Consider the following 20,283-nt stretch of genomic DNA (forward strand, 5'->3'; position numbering starts at 1 on the left):
CGAGGACCGGTGGATCGTCACGGCCTCACATCCAGCGTCCGCGGTCACGGGCCGCCGAGTCCCGGCGGGGCAGCGCCAGCCCCTCGGGCGCGTGGAGGCGGACGAGGATACGGGCGGTGCCGCGAGGGACGCTGCGCCGGGTCAGCAGGGAGGTCCCGATCATCACCGCGAAGGCGAGCGGCACGCTCCAGGCCGCAGGGCGGCTCAGCAGGGCCCCCGGCCAGCCGCCGAACGGGTGGCCGACGATGGTGAGGGCCACCGCACCGATCGTGGCGCCCCCACCGACCAGCAGCCCCGCCACCGCACCCTGCGGAGTCAGGCCGCGCCACCAGATGCCGAGCAACAGCAGCGGCGAGAACGACGAGGCGGCCACCGCGAACGCCAGCACGACCACATCCGCCACCGGACGGTGGACGACGGCCAGCGAGAGCAGGCACGGCACACTCGCGGCAGCCACTCCGGCAAGCCGCAGGCGCAGAATGTCCCCGCGGCCCTCCGCCCGGAGAGTGCCCCTCGCGTTCCCCCGGCGCGGTCCGGTGACCAACGTGCGCCGACGCGCAAGCCGGGCTCTGATGTGTGCCCGCACATGGTCCAGCTCCTGACCGAGGACACCGGCGACCGAGACGGTCAGGCCGGAGGCCGTCGACAGAAACGCCGCGAACGCGCCCGCGGTGACCAGCGTGCCCAGCAACGTGCCGACGGTCCCGCCGACGAGCTGGGTGGGCAGCAGCAGCACGGACGCGTCGGTGCGGCCGGTCATGAGCAGCTCAGGGGTGTACAGGCGGCCTAGTGCCCCGTAGACCGGGGGCAGCACGTAGAAGGCGCCGAGCAGCCACAGGACGACCCACGTGGTGCGGCGGGCGGCCGCCCCGTCGGGGTTGGTGTAGAAACGCACGATCACATGGGGCAGCCCCATGGTGCCCAGCAAGGTGGCGAGCAGCAGTGAATACGTCCCGTACACGGGATGGCTGATCGCCGACAGCGGCTGGGACCAGTCGTTTCCCTCCAGCGGCTCCTGCCCCACGGTGTGCGGGACGTCGGCCCCGGCGGGGAACTCCACCTCCGCCTCCTCGCCGATCCGGTGGTCTCCTTCGCCGAGCCGTACGGTCGTGTCGTCGAGTTGACGCCCGTCGAGGCTGCCGCTCACCTTCACGGTCACGGGTTCTTCCACCTCCACGCGCACGGCCTGCTGCACGGACACGGTCGTCGTCTCCCGGAACCGCGGCGGAGTGTCGGCACTCGGCCACGGAGCTCCGTCGGCACGCCAGGCCAGCAGCAGGAAGATCACGGGGATGGCGAGCGCTGTGAGCTTGAGCCAGTACTGGAAGGCCTGCACGAAGGTGACGCTGCGCATCCCGCCCGACGCGACGGTGATCATCACCACGGCGGTCACGACCACCGGCCCCACCCACAGCGGGGCGGAGGTGACGGTACGCAGCGTCAGTCCGGCTCCCTGCAGTTGCGGCAGCATGTAGAGCCACCCGGTGAGCACCACCAGCAGCGCCGTCAGGCGGCGCACCCGAACGGACTCCAGACGCGCCTCGGCGAAGTCGGGGACGGTGTAGGCGCCGGAACGGCGAAGCGGGGCGGCGACGAAGGCCAGGAGCACCAGATATCCGGCGGTGTACCCGACGCCGAACCACAGCATGTCCGCGCCGTAGGCCAGCACCAGTCCGGCGATGCCGAGGAAGGAGGCGGCGGAGAGGTACTCGCCGCCGATCGCTGAGGCGTTGCGGAAGGGCGAGACGGCCCGCGAGGCGACGTAGAAGTCGGATGTGGCCCGTCCCGGGCGCAGTCCGTACACGCTGAACAGGGCCGTGGCGACGGACACCAGAGCGACGGCCGCGATGGCCTGCACGCCGTTCATGGGGCCGGGCCCCTCATGAGCGGTCGATCAGGTCGACGAAGTCACGCTCGTTCCTGCGGGCCCGGCGGACACAGACCAGGGCGAGCGTGAGGATCACCGGGTATACGGCCACGCCGATGACCAGCCATGTCACGGGGATTCCGGCCAGGGTCCCGTCCCGCAGGACGGGCGTTATGAGGAAGAGGTACGGAAGGGAACCGAGGACAAGGGCGAGGGTTCCCACGACGGCGAGTCCGAGCCGGAGCTGGCTACGCATCAGGGAGCGGAGGTAGATGTCGCCCAGCGGGGTCTGGCGGCCGAGATCGTCGTGGACCGACGCGTGCTCGGTGGCCGGCTCCCCGCTGCCGAGGGCCGCCAGGGTCCTGGGGTGTGCCACCGTGACACGGCGCGGAGGTGGCTCGCCGGTCCCCGGATCGCCGCGGAAACGGTCCTGCCCCGCCGTCACGCGACACCGTCGCGGTCGTGGAAGGGACGCTGGATGAGCGGTCTGACGGTGCCGGGCAGCCTGCCGCCGTGCGCCGGCGGACCGGTGGTGGGTGTCGGTGTGCCCGTGGCGGGCGTCGGCGGACCGGTGGCTTTCGCCCCGGGACGGCGGGCCAGCGCCTGGCGCACCAGGGCGTCCCTGACCTGCCGGACGTGACGTCGACTGACCGGCAGAACCTGGTCACCGACCCGCACACAGGTCTTCCCGGCCTCGATCCGGATCTCGCTCACCGCGTCGACGGCGACCAGGAAACCTCGGTGAATGCGAATGAATCCCGCGTCGCGCCAGCCTTCCTCCAAGGCGGTGAGCGACGTCCGCACCAGGTGGGTGCCCGATGAGGAGTGCAGGCGCGCGTAGTCGCCCTGGGCCTCGGCGTAGAGCACCTCGCTGCGGCGCAGGAAACGCGTCACTCCGCCCAGTTCTACGCAGATGACCTCGTCTGCGGGCAGCGCGGCTTCCTGACGCCCGGTGCCATCGCCCTGCTCACCCTGCTCGCCCGACTCCCCCGGCTCGCTCACCTTCTCGTCCGCGACCCTGCGCACCGCCTCGGCCAGGCGTTGCGGGTCGACCGGTTTGAGCACGTAGTCGGCGGCGTGCAAGGAGAACGCGTCCACCGCGTAGTCCTCGTGCGCGGTCACGAACACGACCCGCGGCGGCTCGGCGAAGCGGGAGATCAGGCGGGCGATGGACACGCCGTCCAGGTCGGGCATGCCTATGTCGAGGAAGACGGCGTCGAGCGGCCGTCCCGCACTCAGAGTCCGATCGATGTCGAGGAGCGCCTCGGTGCCGTCGTTGGCCGTTCGCACCTCCGCCACGTGCGGGTCGCGACGGAGCAGATAGGCCAGTTCCTCCAGCGCCGGCTCCTCGTCGTCAACCGCGAGAACATGGAGCACACTGTGAGCGTAACCAGCGCCGCGCGGGGAGCGAAACCCTGATCGGATGCCCGATACGCACCGGATGTACATGATTGCGGTCAGCTGTCGTCCGGCCCCTCCTGAACGGCGTGCGGATGGAACTTCGGCACCCGCACCCGCACCTTCGTTCCGGCACCCGGTGCGGTCTCCACCACCAGCCCGTAGGCGTCGCCGTAGACATACCGGAGCCGGACATCGACGTTCCGCAGTCCGATGCCCGGCTCGCGGCGTCTGTCGGAGCCCGAGGGCACGTCAGCGAACGGCTTGGTCTCGCCCCTGAGTGTGTCCGCCAGCCGCTCGGGATCCATACCCACACCGTCGTCCTCCACGGTGATGCGCGCCTCGTTGCCCACGTCCTGGGCCGTGATCCTCAGATGCCCCGGACCGGCGCGGCTCTCCAGGCCGTGCCGCACCGCGTTCTCGACCAGGGGCTGCAGACACAGGAAGGGGACCACCACGGAGAGGACCTCCGGTGCCACTTGCAAGGACAGCTGAAGACGGCCGCCGAAGCGGGCGCGCTCCAGGAGCAGATAGCGGTCGATGCAGCGCAGCTCCTCGGCGAGTGACGTGAAGTCACCGTGCCGACGGAAGGAGTAGCGGGTGAACTCGGCGAACTCCAGCAGCAGCTCCCTGGCCCGCTCCGGGTCGGTGCGGACGAACGAGGCGATGACCGACAGCGAGTTGTAGATGAAGTGAGGCGAGATCTGGGCGCGCAGCGCGCGGGTCTCCGCCTCGGCCACCGCCGTGCGTGATCGGTCGAGCTCGGCCAGCTCCAGCTGTGTCGACACCCAGCGAGCGACTTCGGTCGTGGCCCGGACCAGACCGGTGGTGGCGGAGGCCCCATAGACCGCCAGGGCGCCCTCCGGGCGGCCCGCGACGACCAGTGGCACCACCACGCCCTGCCGTAGCAGACAGTCCACGTCGTCACACGGTATGTCGTCAGGTCCCACGACCTCCGTACGACCGCTGGCCAAAGCGCTCCGGGCGTGCCCGGACACCGCCTCTTCGTGATCGTGTCCTGCCGCGGGCGCGGAGCCGTCCCAGGCCAGCACGGTGCCGGACGTGTCCGCCAGCATCAGCGCGGGAACACCGAGCAGCGCACGCAGATGCCGTCCGGCCCGCCGCGCCCCGTCCCGGTCCAGACTGGCCCGCAGCGGCGGAGCGGCCAGCGAGGCCGTGTGCAGCGTCTCGTACGTCGCCCGCTCCTGCGTGGTTCCCAGGAACTGCCGCTTGCGCGCCGAACGCAGCAGCAGGACGGTGGCAGCGATGATGAGCGCCAGCGCTCCCACCAGGAGCAGTACGGCCGCGACGGCGGAATACCACGGCATGTCTGGACAGTACCGCGCGATGGGCGGTGCGGGCACGGGCAGAGCGGCCGGTGGTGAGCCGGGGAGCCGGGGTTGGCCGTTCACCGTGGACGGGTGCTCGGCGTCGTCACCCTCTTCGTGCGTCGCTCACTGAGCGAGGCCGCGCAGCAGGCCGTGGGAGAACTGCGTCTCGGCCCTGCGTGTCATTGGGCTCATCGCCAGTCTCACCGCGTTCTTCTACGCCGCCGAGGTGGCGGGATACAACGCGGCTGAGGACGGGTGGGACCCGACCATCGTCGCGGCCAAGAGCCGTTTGAGCACCGTCGTCGAGCGCAGCGGGGGGCGGGTGACGGAGTGCGACGTCCTGTCCGGGCCGCCGGCGCAGGCGCTGATGAGCTACGCGAGCGAGCAGGGCATCGATCTCATCGTCGTCGGCACGCATGGGCGGGGCCTGTCCCGTCGGCTGCTCGGCAATGTCGCCCAAGAACTGGTGCGTCAGAGCACAGTGCCGGTCCTCGTGGCCGGCCCCCGCCAACGCGCGTCCCGCCGGCCGAAGCCAGCCGCGGTCGGCCAGCCTGACCAGCTTCCCGCGCGGCGGCTCCAGTCTGGCCCGCACGCTGATGTCCACCCCCAGCATCTCGCCGACCTGCCGGGCCATGACCGGCCCGGCGCCCTGCCGCACGGCGGCGAGAATGCGCCGGTAGTCCGACGGCAGAGCCCCCTCCTCCACGCCGGACGTGCGGTGCGGGATCAGCATCACCGCCCGGCCGCCCACCTGCCCGGCGTCGGCGCGGCCGAGGCACGCTCCCCGGCGAGCTGCTCACTCACCCGCTCAAGAACCCGTTCAGCGACCGCGAGTTCGTCGTGCTCGGCTCTGGCCTGGCCCCCGACCATCAAGGCCCCCGGCAACAGGTAGAGGGCAACCTGACATGCCAACTCGCAGTTGGCAACGGCTCTTTGCACCCTCCGATGTACCCAGAGGAGGGGTAACTCGCCTGCGGTACATGGCTACTGGCAACACACCAGATCTGGCTCGGTGAACACCTACATCGCCCGGCCCCTCGGCACTCGGTCGACGGCCCCGAAGCTCCCGGCTGTCGCACGCCGTGGGGGTCATGGTGCCCAGCGCCACATCTCCCTACAGCGAGCGGGCCCCTCCGCCGTCAAGGCCCCGATCGACCACCCGGCACGTGGCACGATCTGGGCATACCGCGCAGTAACAACGGCAAGCACCCTTTGTACTACGTAGCGGACGGAGACTGGCCGGAGGTCACCCTGACCCACGACGCTCCACTGAGCGCCCACTGCGGGCTGCCCTTCGCCAGCGACCTGAACCGCACCATGCGCTCCCGCAAGCTCTCGCTTCGCGGACTGGCCGATGTGGCCTGTGTCGCGCATTCCACCGTCGCCCGAGTCCTCAACGGCGACGTCCTGCCGGACATCGGCACCCTGACACGACTGGAGGACGCACTCGACCATCAGCGCTGGCCCGACCCCACAGCGATTCGCGCTTCGGTATCAGCCAGGCGTCAGGTGATCTGACCCGACGCACTCCGCCACGAAAGGTGGGCGGCGGTCACACCCTCACCTGACACCACCTCGGCTCCACGTCCGCGACGGAACGGACAAACCGAGCCTCCGTCACGCACAGACCGAAACGAACACCACCCAGCCTTGCAAAGAAAAATGCAGGTCAAGCCCTTCGCAACGCCCCACCCCCGTACTCCGCACCTCTGCTCCGCCCCGATCCGCTACGCTGTTCACGTCAGCGGTCAGGTCGCGCCAGATGTCCGCCCGGGAAACCGTGGCGAGCACCAGCGCACCCCCACTGACCAGCGGGCTTGTACATCTCGGCTGAAGATCCACTCGCTGGGTTTTCTCCAAGGTTTTCTACAAGCCCCGCAGATCATCGCTTCGGCGCTTGGTGGTGCGGCGTTCGAAGTCGCGTGCCAGGCGTCGGGTGCGCATCAGGTGGGCGAAGAACCGCTCGACGATCCACCGTTTGGGCAGCACCACGAAGCCGCGCATGTCGTCGATCGCCAGGACCAGCGCGAACGCGGCCAGGCAGTGCTCGACGAGGCTGCCGGTGTAGCCGCCGTCGGCCCAGACGAGGGCGAGGCGGTGGTGGGCATCGCCTACCTCTTTCAGCAGCACGCGGGCGGCGGTGCGGTCGCCGGTGTCCGCGGCGGTGACCATCACCCCCAGCAGCAGACCGAGCGTGTCGACCACGACGTGCCGTTTGCGGCCTTGACCAGCTTGCCGCCGTCGAAGCCCCGACTGTCCGCCCCGACCACCGCGTCCGCCTTGACCGACTGCGAATCGATCACGCCTGCGCTCGGCTCCGCGTCGCGGCCCACCATCAGGCGGGCCCTGGCGCGCAGCCGGTCGTGGAACTCCCTGACCAGACCGTGGTCGCGCCAGCGGCGGAAGAATGCGTACACCCGGTCCCACGGCGGGAAGTCAGCAGGCATCGCCCGCCACTTGATGCCGTTGTCCACCAGGTAGCGGATCGCATCATGTACGGCCCGGTGGCAGTACGCCTCCGGCCGACCGCCGCGACCGCGCAGCCAGCCCGGCACCGGCAGCAGCGGCCGGACAGCCGTTCACTCCCGGTCCGTCATGTCCGTCGGATAACGCGGCTGCCGGGACCCGTTGTCGGCGGCGTTTCCGAAAACCGGTGAGCCAGACAGTCACACTCCCAGGTGACCGAGCTGGACCGCCCGGCCATCGGCACGGAAGACTGCTGCATCAGGGCCTCCTGCTCGGTGATTCGATACCAACGAGTTGTTCAGGAGGCCCCACCCGTATGCGCCAAGCATCCCGCGACCACCCAATCGGGACTCCCGCCCGACGGGCTTCTCTCAAGATCGAAAAACAACAGCTACCAAGAGCCTCGGCCTCGGCGGCATCCATGCACCGCTTCGCCGCGTCCTGTCGGCCCAGGACATGTAAGCGTCAGACAGTCCCCTGGTGACGAGGGTCTTCAGTTAATGCGCCGCTCCTCCGAATAGAGGTTCTCTTCTCGGGGGGCGGGGAACGCGACGGAAGCTGCGTGTTGTGTGGTGCGCCCGTGTGCGCGGATGATCTCGGCGTAGCGGTGGCCGCTGTCCTTGACGGTGCGTGTCTGGGTCTCGTAGTCGACGTGGACGATGCCGAACCGCTGGGAGTAGCCGTAGGCCCATTCGAAGTTGTCCAGCAGGGACCAGGCGAAGTAGCCGTCGAGCGGGACGCCGCGGCGGGCAGCCCGCGCGCAGGCCGCCAGGTGGGACTCCAGGAAGGCGATGCGCTCGACGTCGTGCACGCTGCCGTCGGGCGCTACACGGTCGGGGAAAGCGGAGCCGTTCTCGGTGACGAGGACCGATCGCGGCGCGTAGTCCTCGGTGACCCGGACGAGCAGGTGTTCCAGCCGGTCCGGGTGGACCTCCCAGTCCATCCCGGTGCGGGGTGTGCCCGGCGGTGTGACGGGACGGGCGAACGGTGCGGGCCCCTGCGGATCATCGACGGTGACTGACCGCTTGTAGTAGTTGACGCCGAGCCAGTCCAGCGGCGCCGCGATCTTCTGCAGATCCCCGGCCTCGATGGGTGGTTCGGTCCCGTACACCTCGACCATGTCGGCCGGGTAACCGCGGCCGTGGATGGGATCGAGCCACCAGCGGTTGTTGTGCCCGTCGTCGCGGCGGGCGGCGGCGATGTCCTCGGGCCGGTCGCTCGCGGGCTCGGACTGCGTGAGGATGTTGACGATGCCGACCCGCGCCCCGGAGGCGGTGGACCGGAGGGCCTCGACGCCGAGCCCGTGGGCGAGCAGCAGGTGGTGTGAGGCGCGCACGGCGGCGGTCAGGTCGGTGCGGCCCGGCGCCATGACCCCCTGGAGGTGGCCGAGCCATGCGGAGCAGTACGGCTCGTTCAGCGTCGCCCAGTTGGTGACCCGGTCACCGAGCCGGTCGGCCACGACGGTGGCATATTCGGCGAATCGCAGGGCGGTGTCGCGGGCGGGCCAGCCGCCGCGGTCCTCGAGGGCCTGCGGCAGGTCCCAGTGGTAGAGGGTGGCATGAGGAGCAAGGCCCGCTTCCAGCAGTGCGTCGACCAGTTGGTCGTAGAAGGCCAGCCCTGCCGGGTTCACGCGGCTGTCCCCGTCCGGCATGACGCGGGGCCAGGCGATGGAGAATCGGTAGGCGTTGAGGCCGAGGGCCTTCATCAACGCCACGTCGTCGGGCCACCGGCGGTAGTGGTCGCAGGCAACGTCGCCGGTGTCCCCGCCGGCGATGGTGCCGGGCTGCTTGCAGAAGGTGTCCCAGATGGATGGTGCTCGGCCGTCCTCGGCGACCGCGCCTTCGATCTGGTAGGCGGAGGTGGCCGCTCCCCAGGCAAAGCCGGAGTGGAATGCGGTCAGGTCGTCAAGGGGCACAGCTTTCCTCGCTTCGTGGTCGGGAGGTGTTCGGGGTACGGATGGGACCGTGGATGGACCGGGGCGCTGCTCGGGCCCGGCGGGGAGCGCCCCGGGGATGAGGCCGGTCGCGGCTCTTGACGTCCGCGACCGGCCTGTGGGTGTGTCAGGCGGGGGGTGGCCTCTCAGCTGGTCTGCCACTTCTGGTTGTTGCCGCCCCAGCAGGACCAGAGCTGGACCTTGGAGGTTTCCAGGGCCCTGTCCAGGCAGAGATCGGAGTTCACTATCGGACGGATCGTGCCGTCGGAGTAGAACCTCCACTTCTGGTTGTCTTGGCCGTTGCAGTTATAGGTGCCGACCACGGTGCCGTCCTTGATGGCTCCCCAGGCGTCCAGGCACTTCTGGTTCGTACCGCTGTAGACGGTGAGCTGCCCGGAAGGCGTCCGGGTCCACTTCTGGTTGTCGCCGCCCCAGCACTGGGCCCAGACCTGGACCTGGACGTTGTCTTGGCCGAGGGGGACGTCGAGGCAGCCGTTGCTGCCGACGTTGCGCAGGATGCTCGTGTGCGAGCCGGGGTCGCTGCCCCAGGCGTACTTCAGGCGGTCGATGCCGCTGATGTTGCGAACGCCCAGCGCCAGGTTGGTGCCGCTGCCCTTGAGGTCGAACAGGGAGTACCAGTCGTGCCCGTCTGGCCGGCCCTCGGTGGGCTTACCGCCGAGGGCCGGCCAGTAGACCGCGCCCATGCCGAGGGAGCGCACGCTGTCGGTGTCGGCGCGCAGGTACCGCACGAAGTTGTCGGTGCTCGTCGCGTCGTTGTAGTTGAGACCTGTGTCCATCGGCGCGCCGAACTCGTCCAGGATGGTGCGCGCGCCGCAGGTGCCGACCTTGCTCTTGAGGTCGGTGACAAACCCGTCGTAAGTCTTCGCCGACTGATTGAAGGCGTAGTGGTGGAGCGAGAGGTAAGTCCCGTCGAGGCGGGAGTCTGCGCACACGGTCGTGACGTAGTCGTTGTAGTCGTGTCCGCTCACGATGATCCGGTTCTTGGGGACCGAGGGGCGGTCGGTGATCCACTTGGCGGCGACGTTCGCCCAGTCGGTGGCGCTGTAGCCGTGGGGCTCGTTCATCGGCTCGAAGTAGACCAGGCTGTTGGAGCCGTACTTACCGATGACCGAGTCCCACATCGAGTTGAAGGCGGCCATATTGGTGATCCTGCCGCCCGAGGCGGCCTCGTCCTCCCAGTAGGAGAGGATGACCTTGAAGCCCTTGGCGGTTGCGGCGTCGATGGCGCCGGTGTACTTGTCGCCCCACGTCGTGCCGGGGACGGAGTGGGTGTTGATCGGCAGCCGGACGGTGTTGGCGCCGAGCGTGCTCTGGAATCCGCCGAGGATGGCGTTGGCCTTGGCTTTGACGACGTCGTAGCTGTCGGAGCTGTTCAGCCCCTCCGGGACGACGGCGCCCTGGATGAAGTTGTCGCCCACCCTGGCCCAGTTCACGCCCTGGAACTTGCTGGCGTCCGTCGGGTTGGGTTCCGCAGCCGCCGGCGACGCCGTGGACAGCATGGTGATCGGCACGGCGATCAGCGCGGCCGCGAGGCAGGCCAGCGCGCGGCGGAGGAAGCGGGTACGGGCGGGAGGCAGTACGGCGGAGTGAGGACCTGGCCGGGTGCGTTGGGAGTTGGGCATGTCGTGTTCCTTTTCTGCATGCGGCTCTGTGCAGGCGGTCGTTGCCGCCTTGGGCGCCACGAAGCGATCTGCCGCGGTGGGCGGTTGTGATGCGGTGGTGGCGCCCGGGTGTGTTCCGGAGAAGGCACGGCGCGAGGTGGTGATGGGCGCCGGGCGGCCGGGGCACGTGGGGTCGGCTGAGTTGACGTGCTCGCTTTGGGCTGGCGGGCACGGCCTTTGTTGTGGAGAAGGGGCCACTGCGGGTGGGGCCCGCTACGGCGTTGTCACCGCCCGCTGAGTGTCCTTGCTCGGGGCGGCGGGCACGGGATGCTGTTGGCGGCTGCGCGGCCGACCGCGGTGGTCGCGACCACCGGTGCCCGAATCCGCGCGGGCGGTGGCCTGGGCAGGATGCTGGGCGAGCGTCCGTGCATCCGGGTTGCTCCTTCGGGTACGGCGGCTCAGGGCATGGGGGAGGGAGGCCGCGTGTGGCTTGCTGAGCCCGGGGTGGGACCCCGCCGGCCTGTCAGGTGGCCGGCGGGGCGATGGTGGGGGCGGGTCGCTGAGGTCGTCGTCAGCGGCGGCCGTTGGCGGCCGGTCGTGCGGCCTCGTGCCCTCAGGGTGGAGGTGCGACAAAGTGCCGTTGGACGGTCCTGCTGTCCCGCCAACAGGCGGGCGGGACACGGGCCGGGGGCGTGTTACTTGACGGTGAAGCCTTGTTCCTGGCCGTACTTGATGGAGGCGTCCTGCCAGGACTTCAGGCCCTCCTGCAGGGTGGTGCCACTGACGTAGGCCTTGCCGACGTTGTCGTTGAAGATGCTGTTGGCGTAGACCTGGAAAGGCAGGTAGGACCATCCGACGAGGACGTCGTCGGCCGACTTGGCGAGCACCTCGTTGATCCTCTGGCCGCCGAAGTACGGGTCCTTCTTGTTCAGGAACTCCACGGAGTTCAGCTGCTTGGTGGTGGAGGGGAACGTCCCGGCGTCGATACGGGTCTGCGCGCCCTCGTCGACGGTGGCGTACTTGAGGAAGGCGTAGGCGAGCTTCTTCTTGGTGCTGGCCTCCATGACGGCCAGCGAGCTGCCGCCGTTCTCGGCGGTGACGTCCTCCCCGCTGTTCCACTGCGGCATGGGCGCCACACGCCACTTCCCGGCGCCGGCCTTGACGCCCGATGCGAGAGGGGCGGGCATCCACGCGCCGGTGACGAGGGAGGCGATCGTGCCGTCGCCGAGGCCCTTGTACCACGCATCGCTCCAGGCGGGGACCGGCGCGAGCAGCTTGTCGCTGATGAGTTGCTGCCAGGCGGTGGTGAACTTCTTGGTCCCGGCGTCGTCGAAGTTCACACCGACCTGGGTGCCGTCGACGGTGTACGGCTTGCCGCCGGCCTGCCAGATCATGCTGGTGGTGAAGCCGGCGTCGCCGGTGTCGGCGGTGAGATACGCCTTGGGGTCCGCCTTGTGCAGCTTCTTGGCCGCGGCGATGTACTCCTCCCAGGTGGCCGGCACCTTGATCTTGTGCTTGTCGAAGACCTCCTTGTTGTAGAACAGGGCCATCGGGCCGGAGTCCATCGGCAGGGCGTAGATACCCTCGGTGCCGGCGTGGACGGCGCTCCACGGGCCAGGAGTGAAGGTGCCCTTGAGCTTGTCCGCACCCAGGGCGCTGAGGTCGGTGACGGACTTGGCGAGCGAGAACTGCGACAGGGCGTAGTACTCGATCATGGCGACGTCAGGGACGCCCTTCCCGGCCTTGACCGCGTTCTGCAGCGCGGTGTACTGCTCGTTGTTGGTACCGGCATTGACCAGGTTGACCTTGACCTTGGGGTACTTGGCCTCGAAGTCGCTGACGACCTTCTTCAGCGTCGGGTCCCAGGCCCAGACCGTGATCTCGCCCCCGGCGTTCAGGGCGGCCTGGATGTCGGCGTTGGACGCAGGCTTGGCGCTGCCCGAGTCCTCGGTGCCGGAGGAGCTGCAGGCGGTGGCGGTGAGTGCCACCGACAGGGCCGCGGCGCCCAGCAGCAGGGCGTGACGACGGGTTCTCGTCATGGGGTGTTCCCTTTCGTGCGGTGTACCTGGGAGGGGTTGCAGTCGGCGGGCGCAGATCAGCCCTTGACGCTTCCGGCGGACAGGCCGGACTGCCAGTACCGCTGGAGCAGCAGGAACGCCACGATCAGCGGGACGATGGTGAGCAGTGATCCAGTGATCACGAGATTGAAGACCGCTTCGCCACCCACGGTGGAAGCCTGGGCGTTCCAGCTGTTCAGGCCGAGGGTCAGCGGGTACCAGTCGGGATCCTTCAGCATGATCAGCGGCAGGAAGTAGTTGTTCCAGGTCGCGACCACGTTGAAGAGAAGAACGGTGACGATTCCCGGCGCCAGCATCGGCATGCTGATCCGGAAGAACGTGCGGAACTCGCCGGCGCCATCGACGCGCGCCGACTCCAGGATCTCCTTCGGGACGGCGTCGGTGGCGAAGGTCCACATCAGGTAGAGGCCGAACGGCGAGACCAGCGACGGGATGATGATCGCCCACGGGGTGTTGGTCAGCCCCATCTCGGAGAACATCAGGAAGGTGGGAACCGCCAGTGCGGTACCGGGCACCGCGACCGCTCCGATGACAGTCGCGAACACGGCCTTCTTGCCGGGGAAGTCGAACTTGGCCAGCCCGTATCCGGCGAGCGTCGCGAGGAACGTAGCGCCGCCCGCCCCGACCACCACATACAGCACGGTGTTGAGCAGCCAGCGGGTGAAGATCCCGTCGTTGTAGCTGAAGGTGTCGGCGATATTGCCGAACAGGGCGAAGTCGCCATCCAGCCACAGGCCGAAGGAGTCGAACAGCCCCTTCTGCGTCTTGGTCGCGTTGATCGCCAGCCACGCCAGCGGCAGCAACGTGTACACCAGCATGATCACCGTCAGGGCGGTCAGCGTGGCGCTGCGCCTCTTCCGGCGGGAGGCGCGCCGGGCGGGGCGGACCACCAGCGGGCCCGAAGAGGCACTCGCGTGCCGTGCCGTGCGCGGCTTGTGCCCGACGCGGGGAGTCGTGGTCGCCATGATCAGGATTCCTTCCGCAGGCCGCGCAGCTGGACGGCGTAGGCGATGATCATCGTGATCACACCCATGACGATGGCGACCGTGGCCGAGTAGTTGAACTTCTGTCCGGCAAACGACAGCGAGTAGGCGTAGAGGTTTGGCGTGAAGTAGGACGTGATCGCATTCGGCGCCAGGCTCTTGAGGACGCTCGGCTCGTTGAACAGCTGGAAACTGCCGATGATCGAGAAGATCGTCGCGATCGACAGAGCCCCGCGCAGCGCCGGGAGCTTGATCGCCCAGATGATCCGCAGCTGCCCGGCCCCGTCCATCTCCGCGGCCTCGTACAGCGCCGGATCGACCACCCTCAGCGCCGAGTAGAGGATCAGCATGTTGTAGCCCACGAACTGCCAGGTCACGATGTTGCCGATCGACGCCAGGACCAGATCGGGCGACAGCGGGTCACGAAGCGAGATCCCGAACGCCTCATTGATGTTGCCGACCAGGCCGAACCGGGTTCCGTACATGAAGCCCCACATCAGCGTTGCGACGACGGCCGGCACCGCGTAAGGCAGGAACACCGAGATCCGGAAGAAGCCCGCCCCGTACAGGCGGCCGCTGTCGATCGCCAGGGCCAGCAGAAGCGCGAGGAGCAACATGATCGGGACCTGCACGGCAAGGAAGACCGCCACCCGCCCGAAGGCGGACCAGAACTGCGCGTCCCCCAGCACCTCGGTGTAGTTGTCGGCACCGACGAAGGCCGTTCCGCCGATCAGCTGTGTACGGAACAGGCTCAGGTAGATCGAGTAGCCGATCGGTGCGAGGAAGACCAGCGCAAACACCGCCACAAACGGCCCGACGAACCGCCAGCCGACCCATGACCGCCGTCTCGAGGCCGATGGCCTCCTGGCACCTGGAACCCCTGCCTGGGGTGCTGCGACCACCGCTTCACTCCTTGCTGCGCGAACGCTGACCACACTGCGTGGTCACGTGAACATCGAGTCCGGCTCAGCGCACCGATCCGAACCTTGTTCACGTGACCATTCAGCCCGCAGGCGGTTGGTCACGTGAACATGATGCGGTAGCGTGGCACCCGTCACAGTGGGAGGTCAAGGTTTCTCGCACGTTAAAACTTCCGCCCGAGCCTTCAGCGGACGGCGACGGGTGGACAGACAGGAGCGAAGGCTCGATGGACCTGAGTGAGCCGGGACAGCAGGATCCTGGTCCTGCGGTGGGCGCACAGCAAGTCGGTTCGGCCGTACCGGGCGGGCGCCACAGGCAGCACGTCACGAGGGCCGACGTCGCCGCGCTTGCCGGCGTTTCACGTCAGACCGTGTCCAGGGTGGCCAACGGCCATCCCAGCGTGATCGGTTCGACCCGGGAGCGGGTGCAGGCTGCGATGCGGGAACTGGGCTACCGGCCCAACAGTGCCGCGCGCGCCCTCAGGTACGGGCAGTTCAAGACCATCGGCGTGATCCTCCACAGCCTCTCCGCCACCGGCCACAGCGACACCGTGCAAGCGATCGCGGCCCAGGCCGCGGCCGAGGGATACGCGATCACGGTGATCCCCGTCGACATTCCGACCCAGGACAGTGTGCTGGGCGCCTTCACCCGGATGGGCGAACTGGCCGTCGACGCAGTCATCGTCTTCATCGAGGTCCACCTGCTTGACGCGGGAACCGTGAAGCTGCCGCCCGGCGTGCGCGTGGTCGTCGTGGACTCCGACGCCGGAGACCGCTATCGAGTGGTCGATACCGACCAGGCCGGCGGCACCCGAGAGGCCATCAGCCACCTGCTGGAACTCGGACATGAAACCGTCTGGCACGTGACCGGTCCGGAGACGTCGTACGCAAGCCAGCGCCGAGCCCAGACTTGGCAGACCGTGCTCGAGGAAGCCGGACGGCCTGTGCCACCGCCCCTGCACGGCGACTGGACCGCCGAATCGGGCTACGCGGCCGGCCTCGAACTCGCACAAGAGCCGGACTGCACCGCGGTGTTTGCCTCCAACGACCAGATGGCACTCGGTCTCCTGCACGCCTTCCAAGAACGAGGCAAGGCCGTCCCCGGCGACATCAGCGTGGTCGGCTTCGACGACCTCCCCGATGCCGCCCACTTCGCCCCGCCCCTGACCACCGTCCACCAGGACTTCGCCGAGGTGGGCCGGAAGAGTGCCCAGGAGGTCTTGCGGCAGATCCACGAACACGACGTCCCCCGATCCGGCACGGACATCGTTCCCACCCGCCTGGTGGTCAGAAGCAGCACGGCGCCGCCGCCCCTGAAGCGGTAAGGGTGGGTGGCTGTTGGCTTGCCGAACTTGAGGACGGCGTTTCAGCTGGTCAAGCTTGGGGTCGGTGATTCCGTGGGAGCTGTGGCCTGTTGTGTTGTCGCCCGCCGGGAGGCCTCGAATGCCGTCGGGGTCGGGCTACTGGCAACAGTACGAGTTCGCCGCTTGCCGTCGAGTCGACGGGCTGCGTGAGGAGGCTGCCGTATCCAGGCCAAGCTGGCCGCGGCCGAGCTCCTGCCCGAGGCGGTGGAGACGGTCTGGCCGCGGACGATCGTGCAGACCTGCGTGGTGCACCTGCTGCGGAACTCCTTCCGCTATGCCGCCCGCCAGGACTGGGACAAGATCGCCAAGCTTCTGAAGCCCGTCTATACGGCGCCGACCGAGGAGGCCGCCCTGGACAGGTTCGCCGAGTTCGCCGACGCCTGGGGCAGGAAATACCCGGCGATCGTGAAGCTGTGGGAGAACGCCTGGGAGGAGTTCACTCCATTTCTGCGGTTCGACACCGAGATCCGTCGCATCGTCTGCACCACCAACGCGATCGAGTCGGTCAACGCCCGCATCCGCCGGGCGGTCAAGGCCCGCGGGCACTTCCCGAACGAGCAGGCCGCGTTGAAGTGTGCGTCTACATGGCCATCATGTCGCTCGACCCCACGGGCAAGGGCCAGGCCCGCTGGACCATGCGCTGGAAGACCGCACTGAACGCCTTCGACATCCCCTTCGACGGCCGGCTCTCAGCGGCCCGCCAGTAACCCAACCACCCTGGTTACACCGTTCGTTTGACAGACCCTCGCTTGGTCCTATCGATACCTGCGCCGTAATCAAAAACGGCTGAGCATAAATAGACCCAACTTCGGGTGCAAAATCTGCATAGATCAGGCGCGTCAGCTCCAACCGTGATTCGTAAATCACGTGAGCACGCGTGGTCGAGGACCAGTAGAAACCCGAGTAATGCTTCTGGCCGTAGTACCAGCGGAACGTGCGCCATGGAACCAACGATTCCATGCTTTCAGTGTCGGTATACGGCCATGGCGCCACCGCAAGTTCACCGTCACTCCGGCGTACCGTCAACGAGACAGAGTCGACCACAATGCTCACATGTCCCCCAGCAACCCAAGTGCTGGCCTCAAAGCATGGCGCCGTCAGGCCGTCCCCCCGACGGTTACACGGGAGCACGCAGACGCAGAGAGGCGGCCACAGGGTTCATACGCATGAGCGATGCTTCGAAAGACTGTCCGTCTCATTCCAGTTGGCCAATTGGCCAGACAGTGGCCAACTGGAATGAGAATTGGTCACTCAGTTTGAGAACCTACACGGGGCGGGGGTCAGCCGGTCCGGCGGATGAGCGCCAGGTACATCGCGTCGGTCCCGTGCAGATGCGGCCACAGCTGCACGTCGGGCCCCTCGCCGAGGTCCGGTACGCCGGGCAGCAGCGGCCGGGCGTCGACGAGGTCGGTGTCCGGGTGCTGCTTGAGCACGTCGGCGACAACGGCCCGGGTCTCGGCCAGATGCGGCGAGCAGGTCGCGTAGCCCACGATTCCGCCGACCCGCACGGACTCCAGCGCGGTCCGCAGCAGCCCGCGCTGCAACGGCGCGAAGCCCTCCAGGTCCTCCGGGCGGCGCCGCCAGCGGGCCTCCGGGCGGCGGCGCAGGGCACCGAGGCCCGTGCACGGCACGTCGACCAGCACCCGGTCGAAGCTGCCGGGCCGCCACGCCGGGCGGGTCCCGTCGGCGGCGATCACCTGGTACGGCCCGGGGTTGCCGTCCAGGGCCCTGGCCACCAGTCCGGCGCGATGGGTCTGCTTCTCGGAGGCGACCAGCAGCGCGCCGCGCTCGGCGGCCAGCGCCCCGAGCAGCGCCGCCTTGCCGCCGGGCCCCGCGCATCCGTCCAGCCAGCGCCGGTCGGGCCCGTCCAGGGGCGCGTTGGCGAGAGCGATCGCCACGAGCTGGCTGCCCTCGTCCTGCACGCCCGCGCGCCCGTCCCGCACGGCGGCGATGGCACCCGGCTCCCCGCCCTCGGTCAGCCGCACGGCGTAGGGCGACCAGCGCCCCTGCACGGCGGCGTCCTCGTGGAGCAGTTCCTCGGCGGTGGCCCGTCCGGGCCGCGCCACCAGCGTCACCTCGGGCCGCTCGTTGTCCGCGCGCAGCAGCTCCTCCACGCCGTCGCGCCCGCCGCCGAGGGAGTCCCACAGCGCGGACACGACCCACCGGGGATGCGAGTGCACGACGGCGAGATGGTCCTCGGGGTCGTCTTCGTAGGGCGGCGCGACCCGCTCCAGCCAGCCGTCCAGATCGTCCTGCGCGACCTTGCGCAGCACGGCGTTGACGAACTTGGCCCGCCCGTCGCCGAGCACGACCCGGGCGAGTTCGACGGTGGCGGACACGGCCGCGTGCGTCGGGATCCGCGTGCCGAGCAGCTGGTGCGCGCCGAGGCTCAGCACATCCAGCACCGGCGGATCGACCTCCCCGAGCGGCCGGTCCACGCAGTGGGAGAGGACCGCGTCGTACGTCCCTTGCCGCCGCAGCGTCCCGTACACCAGCTCGGTGGCGAGCGCCGCGTCCCGGGCGTCGAACGTCTCGGGCCCCTCCTTCTCCCGGGCCTTGCGCAGCAGGGGCGGGAGAACGAGGTTGGCGTAGGCGTCCCGCTCGTCCACGGCCCTCAGGGCCTCGAAGGCGAGGATGCGGACGGGGTCCTTCTTGGGCCGGCGGTAGGGCTTGCCTGACGTGCGGGCTCGACGGGGCTGTTCGCTCACGAAAAGGTGCTCCGGGGGTGAGAAGAAGTGCGCCGTCCAGCCTACGCCGCCGGGATCCGGGCGTGACCGGCAGCGGTGGCGGCAAGCCAGGCTGCCGACATCGCTCCGGGGGCGGCCACGGGGTCGCCGGACGGGGGACGTGACCGGCAGCAGGGCCGCGGACCACGTCGTCGCCGCCGGCGTCGCCAGCGCGAGCTTGACCGACCGGCAGCGCGCCGAGCCAGGTCGCGGACGCCCCTCCTGCATCGCCCGCGGAGTCGCCGGACGAGGGACGTGACCGGCAGCAGGGCCGCGGACCACGTCGTCACCGCCGGCGTCGTCAACGCGAGCTTGACCGGCCGACAGCGCGCCGAGCCAGGTCGCGGACGCCGCTCCTGCGTCGCCCGCGGAGTCGCCGGACGGGGGACCGCGACGGCAGCAGGCCGCGGGCCACGTCGTCACGCGGGATGTGACCGGACGGCAGGGCAGCAAACCAGGCTGCCGGCGTCACTCCGGTTTCAGTCTCGGAGTTGCCGAGGCGTGACGTGACCGCGGCAGCGCGCCGCGCCGGACCGCCGGCCCGCTTTCCGGCTTCAGCCCCCGAGCCGCTCGCCCTCCCCGATGCGCACCCCGCGGGCCCAGTCCGCCGCCCGCATCGGCTTCTTGCCCTGGGCCTGCACCCACAGCAGCTCGACGCCGTAGGAGCCGGTGCCGGCGTGGACGTTGTTCTTCCCGGCGGCGATCTGCCCGGCGGCGAGGTCCGTCCGGTCGGGCACGGGCGTGACCTGGATGAGCTTGAGCCGCTCACCGCGGAAGGTGGTCCAGGCGCCGGGGGCCGGGGTGCAGCCCCGCACCATCCGGTCGATGCGCAGCGCGGGTGCGTTCCAGTCCAGGTGCGCGTCCTCGACGTTGACCTTCGGGGCGAGGCTGATCCCGTCGGCCGGCTGCGGTACGGCCTTCAGCGTGCCGTCCTCGATGCCGTCCATGGTCGCCGCGAGCAGCCCGGCGCCGGCGAACGCCAGCCGTGTCAGCAGGTCCCCGCTGGTGTCGGTGGCCCGGATCTCCTCGGTCACCGTGCCGTACACCGGGCCGGAGTCGAGCCCCTCCTCGATCAGGAAGGTGGACGCCCCGGTGATCTCGTCGCCGGCCATGATGGCGTGCTGCACGGGCGCGGCACCGCGCCAGGCCGGGAGCAGGGAGAAGTGCAGATTGACCCAGCCGTGCGCGGGGATGTCGAGCGCGACCCGGGGCAGCAGCGCCCCGTAGGCGACCACGGGACAGCAGTCCGGTCCGATCTGCCGCAGCCGCTCCAGGAACTCCGGGTCCTTCGGCTTCGCCGGCTTCAGCACCTCGATCCCGGCCTCCTCCGCCCGCTCGGCGACGGGCGACGCGACGAGCCTGCGCCCGCGCCCGGCCGGCGCGTCGGGCCGCGTGACGACGGCGGCCACCTCGTGCCGTCCGGAGGCGAGCAGAGCGTCCAGGGCGGGAACGGCGACCTCGGGTGTACCGGCGAAGACGAGCTTCATGGGGTGGTGGGGGCCTCTCGGGGCGGGAATCGGACGGGCAGCGCGCCCAAGTCTATGAGCCCGGGACGGAAAGCCGCCGACGGCGCTCAGCCCCCACAGGAGGGCTCG

At 69.4% G+C, this 20,283-nt stretch carries 15 protein-coding genes and 2 pseudogenes; 4 read left to right on the forward strand and 13 right to left on the reverse strand.

The genetic code is table 11. The annotated features are described in order from the left end of the window. Positions 1 to 25: 25 nt before the first annotated feature. The 4 genes and pseudogenes from RFN52_RS06775 to RFN52_RS06790 form a co-directional block, all read right to left on the reverse strand. Positions 26 to 1,867, reverse strand: a complete 1,842-nt coding sequence (locus RFN52_RS06775; RefSeq protein ID WP_184843719.1) for a sodium/solute symporter — start codon at positions 1,865 to 1,867, stop codon at positions 26 to 28. A 13-nt stretch (positions 1,868 to 1,880) separates the two neighbouring features. After that, positions 1,881 to 2,243, reverse strand: coding sequence for a hypothetical protein (locus RFN52_RS06780; protein ID WP_184843721.1), 363 nt, complete (start codon positions 2,241 to 2,243; stop codon positions 1,881 to 1,883). Between the two features lie 227 nt (positions 2,244 to 2,470). Next, positions 2,471 to 3,244 (reverse strand): annotated as a pseudogene (locus tag RFN52_RS06785) (LytR/AlgR family response regulator transcription factor); the annotation flags it as partial. An 80-nt stretch (positions 3,245 to 3,324) separates the two neighbouring features. Continuing rightward, positions 3,325 to 4,593, reverse strand: a complete 1,269-nt coding sequence (locus tag RFN52_RS06790; protein WP_184843724.1) for a sensor histidine kinase — start codon at positions 4,591 to 4,593, stop codon at positions 3,325 to 3,327. A gap of 229 nt (positions 4,594 to 4,822) precedes the next feature. On the opposite strand from RFN52_RS06790, the gene RFN52_RS06795 reads away from it, so the two are divergent. Together RFN52_RS06795 and RFN52_RS06800 are read left to right on the forward strand one after the other, a co-directional pair. Further along, on the forward strand, positions 4,823 to 5,488 hold the full coding sequence (locus RFN52_RS06795; protein WP_311240915.1) for a universal stress protein: 666 nt from the start codon (positions 4,823 to 4,825) through the stop codon (positions 5,486 to 5,488). Between the two features lie 320 nt (positions 5,489 to 5,808). Then, positions 5,809 to 6,114 carry a helix-turn-helix domain-containing protein gene (locus tag RFN52_RS06800; protein WP_184843727.1) on the forward strand — a complete coding sequence of 102 codons (306 nt, stop codon included), beginning with the start codon at positions 5,809 to 5,811 and terminating at the stop codon, positions 6,112 to 6,114. A 348-nt stretch (positions 6,115 to 6,462) separates the two neighbouring features. Here the strand turns inward: RFN52_RS06800 and RFN52_RS06805 are convergent, their stop codons facing one another. From RFN52_RS06805 to RFN52_RS06835, 7 genes are all read right to left on the reverse strand, one after another. Continuing rightward, positions 6,463 to 6,801, reverse strand: coding sequence for a transposase (locus RFN52_RS06805; protein ID WP_184843730.1), 339 nt, complete (start codon positions 6,799 to 6,801; stop codon positions 6,463 to 6,465). Beyond that, positions 6,768 to 7,151, reverse strand: coding sequence for a transposase (locus RFN52_RS06810; protein WP_184843733.1), 384 nt, complete (start codon positions 7,149 to 7,151; stop codon positions 6,768 to 6,770). Before RFN52_RS06810 ends, RFN52_RS06805 begins: the two co-directional genes overlap by 34 nt. Positions 7,152 to 7,555: 404 nt before the next feature. Next, positions 7,556 to 8,977 (reverse strand): GH1 family beta-glucosidase, encoded by a 1,422-nt coding sequence (locus tag RFN52_RS06815; protein ID WP_184843736.1) that lies wholly within the window; start codon positions 8,975 to 8,977, stop codon positions 7,556 to 7,558. A 164-nt stretch (positions 8,978 to 9,141) separates the two neighbouring features. Further along, the gene (locus RFN52_RS06820) at positions 9,142 to 10,638 is read right to left on the reverse strand and encodes a ricin-type beta-trefoil lectin domain protein (RefSeq protein WP_184843738.1); all 1,497 of its coding nucleotides are present in this window, start codon (positions 10,636 to 10,638) and stop codon (positions 9,142 to 9,144) included. 674 nt (positions 10,639 to 11,312) lie between these two features. Beyond that, on the reverse strand, positions 11,313 to 12,656 hold the full coding sequence (locus tag RFN52_RS06825; protein ID WP_184843741.1) for an ABC transporter substrate-binding protein: 1,344 nt from the start codon (positions 12,654 to 12,656) through the stop codon (positions 11,313 to 11,315). Positions 12,657 to 12,712: 56 nt separating this feature from the next. Next, positions 12,713 to 13,660 (reverse strand): carbohydrate ABC transporter permease, encoded by a 948-nt coding sequence (locus RFN52_RS06830; RefSeq protein ID WP_184843744.1) that lies wholly within the window; start codon positions 13,658 to 13,660, stop codon positions 12,713 to 12,715. A gap of 2 nt (positions 13,661 to 13,662) precedes the next feature. Then, positions 13,663 to 14,580 (reverse strand): carbohydrate ABC transporter permease, encoded by a 918-nt coding sequence (locus RFN52_RS06835; protein WP_184843747.1) that lies wholly within the window; start codon positions 14,578 to 14,580, stop codon positions 13,663 to 13,665. Positions 14,581 to 14,825: 245 nt separating this feature from the next. On the opposite strand from RFN52_RS06835, the gene RFN52_RS06840 reads away from it, so the two are divergent. Together RFN52_RS06840 and RFN52_RS06845 are read left to right on the forward strand one after the other, a co-directional pair. Then, a complete protein-coding gene (locus RFN52_RS06840) occupies positions 14,826 to 15,923 on the forward strand; it encodes a LacI family DNA-binding transcriptional regulator (RefSeq protein ID WP_051803924.1) in 1,098 nt (365 codons plus the stop codon). A gap of 231 nt (positions 15,924 to 16,154) precedes the next feature. Next, positions 16,155 to 16,669 (forward strand): annotated as a pseudogene (locus RFN52_RS06845) (IS256 family transposase); the annotation flags it as partial. A 573-nt stretch (positions 16,670 to 17,242) separates the two neighbouring features. On the opposite strand, the gene RFN52_RS06850 reads toward RFN52_RS06845, so the two are convergent. Together RFN52_RS06850 and fmt are read right to left on the reverse strand one after the other, a co-directional pair. Then, a complete protein-coding gene (locus RFN52_RS06850) occupies positions 17,243 to 18,670 on the reverse strand; it encodes an RsmB/NOP family class I SAM-dependent RNA methyltransferase (RefSeq protein WP_184843750.1) in 1,428 nt (475 codons plus the stop codon). 572 nt (positions 18,671 to 19,242) lie between these two features. After that, complete coding sequence (fmt, locus tag RFN52_RS06855; protein ID WP_184843753.1) at positions 19,243 to 20,175, reverse strand: methionyl-tRNA formyltransferase; 933 nt, start codon at positions 20,173 to 20,175, stop codon at positions 19,243 to 19,245. Positions 20,176 to 20,283 lie beyond the last annotated feature (108 nt).

The organism is Streptomyces collinus (assembly GCF_031348265.1).
GTDB classification, from domain to species: domain Bacteria; phylum Actinomycetota; class Actinomycetes; order Streptomycetales; family Streptomycetaceae; genus Streptomyces; species Streptomyces collinus.

Bases quoted from the DNA above. Each gene is read 5' to 3' on its own strand.
- fmt (WP_184843753.1), bottom strand. From the start codon at position 20,175: ATGAAGCTCGTCTTCGCCGGTACACCCGAGGTCGCCGTTCCCGCCCTG.
- RFN52_RS06775 (WP_184843719.1), bottom strand. From the start codon at position 1,867: ATGAACGGCGTGCAGGCCATCGCGGCCGTCGCTCTGGTGTCCGTCGCC.
- RFN52_RS06825 (WP_184843741.1), bottom strand. From the start codon at position 12,656: ATGACGAGAACCCGTCGTCACGCCCTGCTGCTGGGCGCCGCGGCCCTG.
- RFN52_RS06840 (WP_051803924.1), top strand. From the start codon at position 14,826: ATGGACCTGAGTGAGCCGGGACAGCAGGATCCTGGTCCTGCGGTGGGC.
- RFN52_RS06820 (WP_184843738.1), bottom strand. From the start codon at position 10,638: ATGCCCAACTCCCAACGCACCCGGCCAGGTCCTCACTCCGCCGTACTG.
- RFN52_RS06790 (WP_184843724.1), bottom strand. From the start codon at position 4,593: ATGCCGTGGTATTCCGCCGTCGCGGCCGTACTGCTCCTGGTGGGAGCG.
- RFN52_RS06830 (WP_184843744.1), bottom strand. From the start codon at position 13,660: ATGGCGACCACGACTCCCCGCGTCGGGCACAAGCCGCGCACGGCACGG.